The sequence below is a fragment of the Pseudomonas sp. MEJ086 genome, from assembly GCF_030209025.1.
Classification (GTDB): domain Bacteria; phylum Pseudomonadota; class Gammaproteobacteria; order Pseudomonadales; family Pseudomonadaceae; genus Aquipseudomonas; species Aquipseudomonas fulva_A.
This window is the reverse complement of sequence record NZ_JARVSV010000008.1, coordinates 309,965-323,128: the sequence shown is the minus strand read 5'-3', so window position 1 is coordinate 323,128 and position 13,164 is coordinate 309,965. Positions and strand designations below refer to the sequence as shown.

Genomic DNA, 13,164 nt, shown 5'->3' with positions numbered 1-13,164 from the left:
CGCTCAGAGCACGCTCAGTGGATACTCGACGATGAAGCGCACCTGGTCGGAGTCCACATCCGAAGTTCCGGAAATGCGGTGCGTCGCCTGACGCAGACGGAACTTGAGATCCTTGGCCGCGCCACTCTGCACCACGTACTGCACGTTCACGTCACGCTCCCAATGCTTCTCGTTGTCGGCGTAATAGGCGTAAGGGCTGGACGCATCCATCTTGCTGCCATCGACATTGTCGCCGCGGATGTACGAGACGTAGAACGACAGCCCCGGCACCCCGTAACTGGCCAGATCCATGGCGTAGGTGGCCCGCCAGGAACGCTCACCCGGGCCGTTGAAGTCGACCAGTTGCGACGAGTTGGCCAGGTAGATGGAATCCTGCGCGCCACCACCGCCAAGCGTCAGGTAGTCGAACGGCTGGTCGCCATGAACCCGCTGGTGGGCGATGGTGAAGGTGTGTGCGCCCACCGAGTAGGCGGTTGCCAGCGACCAGGCGGTGACGTCGATGTCGCCAGCCACGGACTTGCCCTCGTCCAGCGTACGGTAGATGTTGAAATCGACATTCAGTGCCTGCTCGTCACTGAGCGGCAGGTTGTAGATGGCATTGCCGTAGTACTGGCGCCACAGGTCTTCATAGCGCGAGGCGTAGGCGCTGAAACTCAAGGCATCGCTGGCTAGCCAACTGGCGCCCAGATAATCGACATTGCCGCCTTCCGCGCCTGGCGCGTAGGTGCTGTAGAAGCCGTCGCGACTACCGGCCTGATTGAAATCCCTGGACGACGTGAAATGACCGGCGTCGATGATCAGCCCGTCGATCTCGGCGCTGGTCAGCTGGAAACCGGTGGCGGTGGCGGGCACCAGGCGGGCGTCGGCTACCGCGATGACCGGATTGTAGGGACGCAACTGCCCGTACTTGAGTTCCGAATTGGAGAGGCGCATCTTCACTGCCCCGCCCAGAGAGCCGAATTCGTCGTCGGCACGACTGGTGGCCGAATCCACCGGCAGCAGCCCGGACCCCGAACGCCCGCGACCGCTGTCGAGCTTGATGCCCATGTAGGCGTTCAGATCGGCGCCAAAGCCGACGGTGCCCTGCGTGTAGCCCGAGCTGTAGTTCAGATGAAACCCCTGGCCCCACTCGCGGTTGTCCTGGGCGCCCGTCGCATGGCGGTCCATGTGCCAGTAGACATTGCGGGTCAGCAGATCCAGCGTGCTGTCTTCGAGAAACCCCTTGGATTCGGCCTGGCTCGCCTGCGCGGTGGAGATGGCCAGAACGCTGGCGCTCAGCGCCATCAACGATAATCCGGTACGTTGCACTTTCATTATTATTCCCTATGCGTGGAATGTGACGGCGGATACTCCGCCCTTGGATCGGGGCAGGCTGCAGCGCCCACGACGATGCACGGCAACAGGTCTCCCCAGCCTGACGTGCGTACGAGTGAGCCACCCACCCCTTAACCAGCCCTGCCGTGTTGAAGCGCCCCGGGAATGCAGCCCGGGAGCAGAGCCGTTCTTTTTTTACCCTATGGGTTATGGGCGTATCACCGCAACCCTCGATGCCAGAAGGCCGCCGTCGTAGAGGCGCACGACCGTCTCAGCATGGCCTGCAGCGATGTGCAAACGCCCTGACGGCCTGCAGAAAAAACGCCACCCGGTTATGCTTGGCCACCCTTAGCCATACCCGTTACCGCCATGCGCCTTTCCCGTTTCTTCATCGATGCCCCTCTTTCCCTCGGTCAGCACGAGCTGCCGGAGGCCCAGGCCCACTACATCGGCCGCGTGCTGCGCCATGCTGCGGGCGATGCGGTGCAACTGTTCGATGGCAGCGGCCAGGAGTTTCGCGGTGAACTGATCGAGGTCGGCAAGAAGAGCGTACGTGTCGAACTGCGTGAGCCGCTCGACGGGCAGGCCGAGTCGCCTCTGCACATTCATCTGGGCCAGGGCCTGTCTCGCGGTGAGCGCATGGATTGGGCCATCCAGAAAGCCACCGAGCTGGGCGCCCAGGTGATCAGTCCGATCGTCAGCGCCCGCTGCGAGGTGCGCCTGAAGGATGAACGCGCCGACAAGCGCATGGCGCACTGGCGGCAGGTGGCGATCAGCGCCTGCGAGCAATGCGGACGCTCGGTGATACCGCTGATCAATGCGCCCATCCCTTTGGACGAGTGGCTGCAGCAAAGCCAGGCCGACCTGAAACTGGTGCTGCATCCGGTCGCCGAACCGCTGACCAGCCATGCCCGACCAGGATCCCTGGCATTTCTGATCGGCCCTGAGGGTGGCCTGAGCGACGCAGAGGTGGAACAGGCACAGGGCGCCGGTTTCCATGCCGCGCGCCTGGGTCCGCGCGTGCTGCGCACGGAAACCGCGCCGGTGGCAGCGCTGGCGGTAGCCCAGCACCTCTGGGGCGATTTCTGAGCCCGCAATGGGTGAGGGTTTTGCACGTGAACTCGTCGAAAACCGGACTGTTTCTTTGACAGAACGGGCCTACAGCCGCTATCAATCAATGACGACAAAACCACAAAAAACGTCTGGCCAAATGGGTATGATCGCGCGCTGAGAGCTGGCACGCAGCAGGTGCCTGATGAGAGGCGGAACCATGAAGCATCGCTATTCGAGCACCCAGATCGGCCTGCACTGGCTTACCGCCCTGCTGGTGCTCTGCACGCTGTTTCTGCCCTATGGCCAGGATCTGGTCGCGGACTTGCTGGGCGGCACTGGTGGCGTGTTCACGCTGCACAAGTCCCTGGGCCTGACGATTCTCCTGCTCACCGTGGCGCGCTTGCTGGTACGCGCCCGCCACGGTGCCCCGCACCTGCTGCGCGACAGTGCGATCTGGCAGCGCCGCGCCGCCAAGGCCGGCCACATAGCGCTCTACCTGTTGTTGCTGCTGATGCCGTTGAGCGGCCTGCTGTTCGGCAGACGCCCGGTGGAGCTGTTCTGGCTGGTGCAAATCGACCCGTTGCCACTTTCCGATGGCGCAAGAGCACTTGCCCGCCAGTTTCACCTGACGGCCAAGTACCTGCTGTTCGCACTGATTCTGGGGCACACGTTCATGGCGCTCTGGCACCACTATCGGCTGCGCGACGGGGTGCTCAGAGCGATGCTGCCGCGTCGCGACTGAAGCCCCGAGAGTTGAACACACGCCAAGGCCAAGCGGTTCGGGAGCGCACGCTCACGCGAGCGCAGTTCACTCGATGAGCTGACGACTCAGATCAGCTCGGCATCGGCCAGCAATTGCTCCAGCCCTTCCAGATCGGGGATGCGCAGCACCGCATCATCCACCTTCACCGCTGCAAGCTCCAGGGCGGCCAGCGGCACATCCGCACGCGGCAGGTCCTCGGCAACGCGCAGCGAGCGAGGAATGCCCTGCACCAACAAGGCGATGAACTTGACGTTCGGGCGCCCACCGAGGGCATTGAGGATGGCGATACGGGCCCCGTCCCCCACTGCCGCCTGGCCGCCCGAGGCCGCCTCGAAAGACAGCAGTGGCAGGCGCAGGTCACGCCAGGCTACCTGACCGAGAAACCAGTCAGGCAGGCCAGCCATCGCTGGCGGGGCACGGTAGGGAATCAGCTCGGCCACGGCCACGTTGGGCAGCAGCAGCGTGCGATCGGCCAGCGGCACGACCAGACCGGTTAGGCTGCTGACGCTGTTCTGGGTAACGACGGCTTGGCTCATGAAGACATCCTGTTATGCAGCGAATTCATTGGAAGAAAGGCACACGTGGTCAGCGGCACTGCTCGGCGAGATGGTCGACCAGCGCAGCGGCCAGCTCGCGTGGATCGGCGCTGAAGCTGCTGTAACCGCCCTCGCGCAGGCTGTCAGGCATGCTCGAACACACGCAGCTATCGGCGCGCTGCGTCCAGATCACCCCGCCCTGACGCTTCACGTAGGCAGCGGCCGCACTGCCGTCGCTGCCCATGCCGCTGAACGCGATGACGCCGCTGCACGCTGCATAGCGCTGCGCCAGGTTGAGCATCATCTGGTCGATCGACGGGCTGTAGGGTTCGGGCCAGGCCCGTGCCGTGACCTGCAGGGCTCCGTCGTCGGCGAAAGCCAGCTCGTTGCTGACCGGCACCACGACCACCTCACCGCAACGTACGCTGTCGCCATCGCGCACGGTGCCGACACGCCACTGGCTGTGCCGACCCACTGCCTGAGGCAGCGTCGTCTCGAAGCTGGGATCGATATGCTGGGCGTACAGAAACCCCACCGGCAAACCGCCAGGCAGGGCATCGAGAAAAGCTTTCACCGCCGCTGGCCCCCCCAGAGATGCCGCCAGCAACCACACCTGCTTGGCGGGCTCGCCGACTTGCAATGGGGTATTGGCCAGCACCGCCGGTAGCTCGACGCGCCCGGGGCGTTGCGCCTCGGCGAGCACACCCTCCAGGCTTGCGCCTGCCGCCAGAGCCGGATCTCCAACCAGTTTTTTCAGTTTGCCGACCAGACGCCGCTCCCAGCGCGGGTAATGCTCTGAACTGCGCTCGGGCGCATGGCCCTCGCCGAACAGCACTGGCACCCTGGAGTCTTCCATCAAGGCATCGATCAGCGGCAGATCATCGGACTGAGCCAGGTCGACCAGCCACAGCTCGGCCTCGCAGGCCTGCAGCGCAGCGTCATCGAGCCGCGCCGGATCACTGTTGAGTACCACCTGATAACCGTTGCTGCTCAACGCCTGCTGCAGCACGTGGCGCTGCAGCGAGGTGTCGGCGATCACGGCAATGCGTGCTGCGCTCTGTTCGCTCATGGGCGTTTCGCCCATTTTTCGATGGCGCTCAGCAACAGCGACTCCTGGTAGGGCTTGCCGAGGTATTCGTTGACGCCGATGCTCACGGCGCGCTCACGGTGCTTCTCACCGGTACGCGAGGTGATCATGATGATCGGCAAATCCTTCAGCCCTTCATCGTGACGGATCAGGTTGGCGACTTCGAAACCGTCCATGCGCGGCATCTCGATGTCCAGCAGCATGATGTCCGGGCGATGTTCCTGAAGCTGGGCGATGGCGTCGACCCCATCCTTGGCGGTCAGCACGTTCATGCCGTTACGCTCCAGCAGTCGGCTGGTGACCTTGCGTACGGTCACCGAGTCATCCACCACCATGACCAGGGTCGGACGCTCCACTTCGGCCTCGAGCGCCGCGCCAGCGTCGGCGGACAGTCGTGGACGAACCTGATACTGCAGATGCGCATGCAGCTCACGGATGGTCGCCAGCAGGTCGAGAATCACCACCACGCGGCCGTCGCCGAGGATGGTCGCGCCGGAGATACCGTGCACCGCAGCGAACTGCGGCCCCAGGCTCTTCACCACGATCTCCCGCGAACCGGCCAGCGAGTCCACCTGCACCGCCACCGTGTGCTCGCTGGAGCGAACCAGGATCACCGGCAACGGCAGGCTCTGGCCAACCAGCTTGGGATGCTGACCGTTGTTCAGCAGGTCACCCAGGTAACGCAACTCGTAGGCCTGGCCGGCATACTCGAAACGCGGCGCGTCCGGACCGTAGTAGGCCTCCAGTTCATAGGGCGAAACCCGCACGATACCTTCGATGGTGTTCAGCGGGATGGCGTACAGATCTTCGCCGGAGAGCACCATCAGCGCGCGGTTGACCGATACGGTGAACGGCAGACGGATGCGGAACGTGGTGCCCTGACCAGCGACCGAGTCGATGCTCATGGAACCACCGAGTTGCTTGACCTCGGCGTTGACCACATCCATGCCGACGCCACGCCCGGAAATCTGCGTGACCTTTTCGGCAGTGGAAAAACCGGCCTCGAGGATGAACTGCAGAATCTCGTGTTCGCTGAGATCGGCACCGGCGTCCATCAGGCCGCGTTCGATGGCCTTGCGACGGACGGCGTCGAGGTTGATACCGGCGCCATCGTCGCTGAGGGTCAGCACGATGTCGCCGCCCTCGCGGGACAGGCCAAGGCGGATGCTGCCCTGCTCCGGCTTGCCGGCATCGCGGCGTGCAGCCGTGCTCTCGATGCCATGGTCGACGGCGTTGCGCAGCATGTGTTCGAGCGGTGCGACGATACGTTCCAGCACCGTGCGGTCCATCTCGCCATCGGCGTTGCCGACGATGAACTCGACCTGCTTGCCCAGTTCGCTGGCGACCTGACGAACGATACGCCGCAGGCGTGGCACCAGACGATCGAAAGGCACCATGCGCGTACGCATCAGCCCTTCCTGCAACTCGGTATTGACCCGCGCCTGCTGCAGCAGCAGGGTTTCCGCATCGCGGTTACGCGACGCCAGGGTTTCCTTCAGATCCAGCAAGTCGGAAGCCGACTCGAAGAGGGCTCGCGACAACTGCTGCAGCTGAGAATGGCGGTCCATTTCCAGTGGGTCGAAATCTTCGTAGCCAGCGCGCTCCGCCTCGGCCTGATAACGGCTGAGAATCTGCGCCTGGGTCTCGGTATCGAGACGGCGCAACTGATCACGCACGCGGTCGATGGTGGCTTCCATCTCGCTGAGCGTGAAGCCGAAGTCACTGACCTGCTGTTCGACACGCCCACGGAAGATCGAAGTCTCACCCGCCAGGTTGACCAGGCCTTCGAGCAGATCCGCCGGCACCTTGACCAGCTCCTGCGGCGCACGGCGAGAGGCCGCTTCTTCAGCTGCCGCCTCGGCACGCTGCACGAAAGGCAGCACGCGATGCTGGGCGTGCGCGACAGGCTGCTCACTGGCGGCAACGATGGAGGTCACCGCACGAACGGGGGCTTGCTCCGGCTCCGCGGGGCGCTCATCCACAGGCTGTTGCTGCAAACGCAGGCGCAACTCGTCGAGGCTCTTCTGCAGCCCCTCGAAACCGGATTGCACGTCGAGGTAGAGGCTTTCCGGCCAGGGCGCACCCTGGATCTGGGCTTCGGTGAGGTGCTGTTCCAGGTCGTGGCTCTGGTCACCCAGGTGTTTTTGCCCGGCGAGGCGTGCACCGCCCTTGAGGGTGTGCAGCACACGCAGCAATTCATCGATGGCGCCCGTGTCGTCACGGCGCTCTTCCCAACGACCGATGCCTGCTTCCATCGCTTCGAGCAATTCGTCTGCTTCTTCGAGGAAGATATCGAGAATGTCCTCCTCGTTATCAAACGCCTCGTCGTGAACCGCACGCAACGGTACCGCGGTGGGCATGCTGAGCTGCTCGTCGGGGTTGGCGCGCAAGCGGCGGATGGTTTCGATCAACTCGTCGCCACCGGGTACAGGGCGATGGGCACGCACCGCATCGAGCATCTCCGCCAGGCGGTCATGGCAGGCCTGCAACAGCTCGAAGAGCATGGGGCTGGCGCGCAGACGGCCATTGCCGAGATCCTCGTAGAGGAACTCCAGTTCGTGGGCCAGGTCACCGATCTCGCGGATTTCGGCCATCCGCGCACCACCCTTGAGGGTGTGCAGATCGCGCTGCAGCGATTCCAGGTCGAGGCTGTTGTCGACGTCATCCATCCAGTGCGACAGCGCCGCGCCGGCACTGTCGATGATGTCGAAACCCTCTTCGAGGAAGATTTCCACCAGTTCCGGATCACGATCGTCGCTCACCGCAGCTTGCTGAGGCTGCAGCGGCTCTGCGGGCTGGACGTTGTCAGCCATGTTCAATGGCTCGATGAGCGGCGCGTCGTAGGGCTCGATCGGCGCAGTGTCTTCAGGCTGCGGTTCGAACGCATCGAGCGGCTCTGGCGACGGCGGCACATGCGTCTCCACGGCCAGCTCGTCCTGCCCGCCACGCTGGCGGAACTGACGAATCGCCGTGACCAGCTCATCCGCATGCTGCGCGGGTTGGCGCTGCTGCAGGCTGTTGAGCATGCTGACCAGCAGGGCATGGCCCTGCTGCAGGCTGTCGGTGACGAAGGGCGATACGCCATAGCGACGATCTACCAGCCCCTCGTAAAGCGCTTCGAGCTCATGGGCCAACTCGCCGATCGGCACCACCCCGGCCATGTTCGCCCCGCCCTTGAGGGTGTGCAGGTCACGTTGCAGTGAAGACAGCGCGGTACGATTGTCCGGCTCCGCCAACCAGCGTTCCAGGGCCAGACCGGCGCTGTCGAGAATGTCCACGGCTTCTTCGAGGAAGATGGACACCAGTTCGTCGTCGGCTGCATCGACTGGCAGTGTCGAATCGCTGCTCTCGTCATTGGCCGCATCGACGCCCAGAGATTCTTCCAGAGCACGGGTGGCTTCATCGAGCTCGACCACTTGCAAACCGGGCACGTCTCCAGAGAGCAGTGCCAGCTTGGCGGGATCGAGCGCTTCATCGAACAGGGCCCGCAACGCGGCGACGCGTTCGGGGCTGGCACTGACCTCGAGGCCGGCCGCGACCTGATCCATCATGCTGACCAGGGCTTCGTGGGCCTGCTCGGCCTCATCGAAGAAACGCTCGCTGACCGCCAGGCTGCCGTCTTCCACCGCACCGTAAAGATCGAGCAGTGCCTCGCACAGCTCGTCGATCTGCGGAAGTTCGGCCATTTCCGCACCGCGGCCGAGGGTCGTCAGCTCCTCCAGCAGCGCACTGAGCTCCTGACGTTCGGAGGGGTGCTCGCGCCAGCGGCGCAACAAATCTTCGGCATCCAGCAGGATATCCATGCCTTCGGCGAGGAAGATGCTGATCAGCTGCGGATCGCGGCTTTCGCCCGGTACATCCTGGCGCTGGCTCTCGGCATGCTGGATACGCTTGTCATGCAACTGCTGCACGCGCTCCAGGTATGCCTCGGTACCGGGAAGCGGCCGCAACGGATCGCTTTCCAGCTGCGCCAGCCCCTGACGGAACAGCGCCTGGGCTTCGACCAGCACTTCGGCTTCGGCTAGATCCAGCGGCAGCAGGTTGGCCTTGAACTCCTTGACCATCTTCTCCAGCGGCGCAGCGACTTCGGCCATTGGCAGGATGCCGGCCATGTAGGCACTGCCCTTGAGCGTATGCAGGGCACGCTGCAGGTCATCGGTCACCGGCTGCGGCAGCTCCCGTGCGCAGTCATCGAGAAACGCGGACAGGGTTTCGAGGTGGGTTTCCGCCTCGTTGCGGAAAATCTCCAGCAACTGCGGATCCAGCACCTCGCTTTCATCGACAACGGCAGCGGCAGCCTCGATCTCGCCCGCGGGCTCGGCTACCGCGGCAGCCGGGGCGTCATGCTTTGGGAGGCTAAGCCCCTTGGCCAGCGCATGCGCGTCGGCGGCCAGGCGGTCCACGTCATCACGCTGACGCTGGGCTTGAGCGGCGAACTCATCGACCAGCTCAGGCATCAGAGCGACGACCTGACCGATGACCTGCTGGACCTCGGCACCCGGCTGGATGCTGCGGTCGAGCACGCGGTTGAGCAGGTTCTCTATCGACCAGCCCAGCTCGCCGATGACCAGCGCACGTACCATGCGGCCACTGCCCTTGAGGGTGTGGAAGGCACGACGCACTTCGATCAGCGCTTCCCGGTCCTCGGTATCGGCGCACCAGCGCGGCAGGAACTCGGCGATGGTTTCCAGAACTTCGCCCGCTTCTTCGATAAAGACTTCACGCAGCTCTTCATCGATAGGTTCTTCGTCGGCAGGCGGCGGCAGCAGGCTTGGCGGCACGTCCAGCGCTGGCGGATTGATCGCCTGCACCGGAGCGGCCATCACGTCGGCCATGGAAATGGCTTTGTCCGCGGCAGGCGCCTCGAGCACGGCAGGCTCGGGCATACCGGGCAATTCGACTTCCGGCAGTTGCAGATCGGCCAGATCGACGTCGTCCCACTGCACGTCAGTGTCGGTATCGAGATCCAGCGATTCGAGCTCCAGCGGCTGCTCTTCGAAGCCCTCTGAAGGCAGATCCAAAGCGGGCAGCTCATTGGCTGGACGGTCGATATCGACCAGATCGAGGCGAGTCTCCAGTTCCTCGAGCGACCACAGCGTATCCTCTGCCGCGCCCTGTGGCTGCTGCAGGTCAGGCGTTTGCGACAGGCCGGACGATTGCTCGTCGAGATCGAAAGACCAACCATCATCGGCCAGCGACGGCTTGCGATCCGTGCCAGACAGGGCGTCGAGTTCACCAAGATCCACAGGCTCGGCTGCGGAAAGCGCCGCGTCATCCAGGGTCAAAGGCGAGCGGTCTGGCTCGTCGACGAGCAGGTCGCTGTCGTCCAGCGACCAGCTGTCGTCGGCGATCGAGGCCTTCGCATCGGCGTAAGGATCTTCATCCAGATCGCCAAGATCGATGGTCGGCGGCGCCGTCTCGGGTTCGGCAGAGAGCACGGTCCGAGGCAACTCGCCGTTGTCCTGCGGCCAGCTGTCATCGGCCACCGATGCCTGTGCATCGGCGTGGGGATGATCCTGCTCTTCGGTATCGGCAGTTTGCGCGGCTGAAGACCAAGCCGCCTCGGGCTCGGCGGCAAGCGGCGCCTGGGGCTGGGCGTCATCACTCTGCGGCCAGCTGTCGTCGGCCACCGATGAGCTGTCGTCAGCAGTAAAAGCCGTGTCGGGGTCGCCAAGCTCGAGCGCTGGCTCATCGGCTGGAAGCGCCTCGGCGAGCGGCGCTTCATCGCTACGCGGTGCGGACTCTTCAACGACACTGTCGAGAACCGGCGCGGCCAGCACATCGATATCGTGCAGCGGGTCATCCAGCGGCGCGGGCTCTTCGTCGAACGATGCGGCATCGAGAATCGACGGTTTTTCCTGCAGCGGATAGCCGAGTGCCGCGAGACTTTCCTCGGCGACATCGAGAATCAGGTCGCCCTGAGTCGCGTGATCCTCGGAGAGGCGCTCCAGGTAGTACTCGACGCTGGTGATGGCGTCGGCCAGGGTATCGAGGTTCTGCCAGTTCGGCACCGCCTTGCGGGCCAGCAGTTGCTCCTGGATGTAGCGGTTGCAGGCGTTGAGCAGAGCGGCGGCGCGATCCAGAGGGATCATTGCCAACCCGCCACGCACCTGGGTCAGGAGTTCCGGCACGCGGGCCAGGTGCTCGTGGTTCCATTGCGAAGCGATGAATTCGATGATCGCGTCCTTGGCCTGTTCGAGGCCATTGCGCGCTTCCTTGATCACCAGCTGGTGAATCTGCCCCACGTCGGTGGTCGGCAGGTGGCTTTCCTCACGCTTGCCGCTGTCGTTCTGGCCGACCATGCCGGTCAGTGTGGCCTCGACGTAAAGCAGCGCACCGGCCACGTCCATCAGCACCGCATCGCTGGGTTCCTGAGCACCTTGCGCCAGGGCACGCACGACATCGAGCTGGTCGACGATGACCTTGCGCGGCTGGGCGAAGCCGAGCACGGCGAGGGTATCGGCGATCTGCTTGAGAGGCACCAGCAGCGCCTCGAGATCTGCAACCTTGGCACGGTCGCTACGCACGAACAGGTCGAGGCTGTCCTTGACCCTAACCAGTTCTTCGCACAGCGCGCCAACCACCGAGCGCATCGCATCGCGGTCAGGACCAGCCAGGCGAGCGCGTTCCTCGTCGACCACATCATGATCAGGCAGCGCGTCGTCGAGGCTGTAGCGATCTCGCAGCACGCGGTTGCGCGGTGACTGTGGCGACGCCTTGGCGACATAGAACAGCAGGTTCTTGGTGAGTTCGTCAGGCGCCGGCTGGTTGATGCCATCGGCGCCCTGCTCGGTCAGACGCTTGAGTTCCTTGTCGACCTGGCGCAACAGCGTGCGTACGGACGTACCGTTGGCCACGCTGCCATTGGACAGCCCTTCGACCACGCCCGATGCGATCTGCCAGAGCGACTCGAGGGGCGAATCCTTGCACAGGGTTTCCAGGCGCGCGAAAACCCGCGCCATGTAGCCAAGGTTGGTGCCCAGATCCTGCTGGCGGATGACCCCGACCAGCGCGACCTGCAGCATCTGCCGAAGCTTGCGCAGCAAGGCTGGCAGCTCGGCGGTACGCAGTTGGGTCAGCGACTCAGGCGAAAGAGCGGAGGCGCGGGCGGACAGATCGGGAGAGAACAGGCTGGTTTCCGACAGCAGCTTCTCGCCCCGCGCAGCGCGCAGGTCGTTGAGCAACGGCAGCACGACCATCGGCAGATCGCGGCGGGCGGTCTGGATGCGATCCAGATAGATAGGCAGTTGCAGGATCGCCTGCATCAGCACTTCCAGCGCCTCGCCCTGATTGGCCACGCGACCATCGATCAGCGCCTGGGACAGGTGCTCCATTTCCTCGGCGAGCAATGCCGCGCCGAAGAACTCGACCATCTGCAGGGTGCCGTGAACCTGATGCACATAGGTCTGGCAGAAACGCATGCGTGTCGAATCCTGCGGATTCTCGACGAACGCCTCCAGAGCCTGTCGCGCCTGCTTCAGGGTTTCCGCGATTTCGCCCTTGACCCACTCCAGGGCGACATAGTCGTGCCGATCACCCATACACACTCCGTTTCTTAGCCCTTGCGGGTATACGCCAGCACTCGCTCATCGGCGACCGGAAGCATGTCCGGGTGCTGCCAACCGACCACCTCACCCACTCCGACCACCAGCAAGCCCCCAGGCGCCAGGCACTCGGCCAGGCGGTTGAGGATCTCGCGGCGCCGCCAGCGACGAAAGTAAATCAGCAAGTTCTGGCAAAAAATAACGTCCATGCCGGTCATTGGCGCTTTGTCCAACTCCAGCACATTGAGCTTGGCGCAGCACACTCGCGCAGCCAGCCCTGGTAACACCTTGAAGCGTCCATCGGCCTGCTGCTGGAAGTAGCGTTCGCGCAGGCTTTCATCCATCTGTTGCAAACGGCGCACGTCGTACAGACCATCTCGCGCCTTGCTCAGGGCACTGCGGCTGATATCGGTGCCGGTGACACCGAACAACCCCTCAGCACCCAGTACCTCGCTGGCGCCAATGGCCAGCGAGTAGGGTTCTTCACCACTGGAGCAACCCACGCTCCAGATCGCCAGAGGTGCATCCAGCCCCTGTTCGTCGCGGCGGGCGACGTAGGCTTCGTACACCTCGAACGAGGGCGGATGCCGGTAGAAGCGGGTTTCCTGCACGGTCAGCCGATCCAGCAGATTCGCCCATTCCACCGCCCCGCGCGGGCCATCGGTGACCTGCCGGTAATAGCTGGCGTAATCACTGATGCCCAGTTCGCGCATGCGCGTGCTGAGGTTGGTCTGCAGGAAGATCCGGCGCTGCTCGTTGAGCACCATGCCGAGCCGTGATTCCAGCAACTGTTGCCAGTCACGGAACTCCGTGGCGGACATGTCCGCCAACGGTTGCAGGGCCCAGACGCCTGACTGCATGTCGTGC

General features: G+C 64.0%; 7 protein-coding genes. 2 read left to right on the top strand and 5 right to left on the bottom strand.

Features of this window, described 5'->3' with window-relative positions; genetic code table 11:
• Positions 1-3 precede the first annotated feature (3 nt).
• Entirely contained in the window at positions 4-1,314 is a 1,311-nt protein-coding gene (locus QRN22_RS06715; RefSeq protein ID WP_042552444.1) for an OprD family porin, read from the bottom strand.
• Positions 1,315-1,683: 369 nt separating this feature from the next.
• Here QRN22_RS06715 and QRN22_RS06710 point away from each other — a divergent pair, with 369 nt between their 5' ends.
• Positions 1,684-2,403 carry a 16S rRNA (uracil(1498)-N(3))-methyltransferase gene (locus tag QRN22_RS06710; protein WP_042552445.1) on the top strand — a complete coding sequence of 240 codons (720 nt, stop codon included), beginning with the start codon at positions 1,684-1,686 and terminating at the stop codon, positions 2,401-2,403.
• Positions 2,404-2,584: 181 nt separating this feature from the next.
• Positions 2,585-3,109: a cytochrome b gene (locus QRN22_RS06705; protein ID WP_042552446.1), complete on the top strand. Its 525-nt coding sequence runs from the start codon at positions 2,585-2,587 to the stop codon at positions 3,107-3,109.
• 86 nt (positions 3,110-3,195) lie between these two features.
• On the opposite strand, the gene QRN22_RS06700 is transcribed toward QRN22_RS06705, so the two are convergent.
• From QRN22_RS06700 to QRN22_RS06685, 4 genes are read right to left on the bottom strand one after another with little or no spacing between them, the layout of a single operon-like run.
• Positions 3,196-3,666 carry a chemotaxis protein CheW gene (locus QRN22_RS06700; protein ID WP_042552447.1) on the bottom strand — a complete coding sequence of 157 codons (471 nt, stop codon included), beginning with the start codon at positions 3,664-3,666 and terminating at the stop codon, positions 3,196-3,198.
• 49 nt (positions 3,667-3,715) lie between these two features.
• Positions 3,716-4,735: a chemotaxis protein CheB gene (locus QRN22_RS06695; RefSeq protein ID WP_042552523.1), complete on the bottom strand. Its 1,020-nt coding sequence runs from the start codon at positions 4,733-4,735 to the stop codon at positions 3,716-3,718.
• Positions 4,732-12,294: an Hpt domain-containing protein gene (locus tag QRN22_RS06690; RefSeq protein WP_042552448.1), complete on the bottom strand. Its 7,563-nt coding sequence runs from the start codon at positions 12,292-12,294 to the stop codon at positions 4,732-4,734. The genes QRN22_RS06695 and QRN22_RS06690 overlap by 4 nt, the downstream gene beginning before the upstream one ends.
• 14 nt (positions 12,295-12,308) lie before the next feature.
• Positions 12,309-13,157 carry a CheR family methyltransferase gene (locus QRN22_RS06685; RefSeq protein WP_042552524.1) on the bottom strand — a complete coding sequence of 283 codons (849 nt, stop codon included), beginning with the start codon at positions 13,155-13,157 and terminating at the stop codon, positions 12,309-12,311.
• Between the last annotated feature and the right edge of the window lie 7 nt (positions 13,158-13,164).

Coding starts and splice junctions, on each gene's coding strand:
- QRN22_RS06715 (WP_042552444.1), bottom strand. CDS start 1,314: ATGAAAGTGCAACGTACCGGATTATCGTTGATGGCGCTGAGCGCCAGC.
- QRN22_RS06710 (WP_042552445.1), top strand. CDS start 1,684: ATGCGCCTTTCCCGTTTCTTCATCGATGCCCCTCTTTCCCTCGGTCAG.
- QRN22_RS06705 (WP_042552446.1), top strand. CDS start 2,585: ATGAAGCATCGCTATTCGAGCACCCAGATCGGCCTGCACTGGCTTACC.
- QRN22_RS06700 (WP_042552447.1), bottom strand. CDS start 3,666: ATGAGCCAAGCCGTCGTTACCCAGAACAGCGTCAGCAGCCTAACCGGT.
- QRN22_RS06695 (WP_042552523.1), bottom strand. CDS start 4,735: ATGAGCGAACAGAGCGCAGCACGCATTGCCGTGATCGCCGACACCTCG.
- QRN22_RS06690 (WP_042552448.1), bottom strand. CDS start 12,294: ATGGGTGATCGGCACGACTATGTCGCCCTGGAGTGGGTCAAGGGCGAA.
- QRN22_RS06685 (WP_042552524.1), bottom strand. CDS start 13,157: ATGCAGTCAGGCGTCTGGGCCCTGCAACCGTTGGCGGACATGTCCGCC.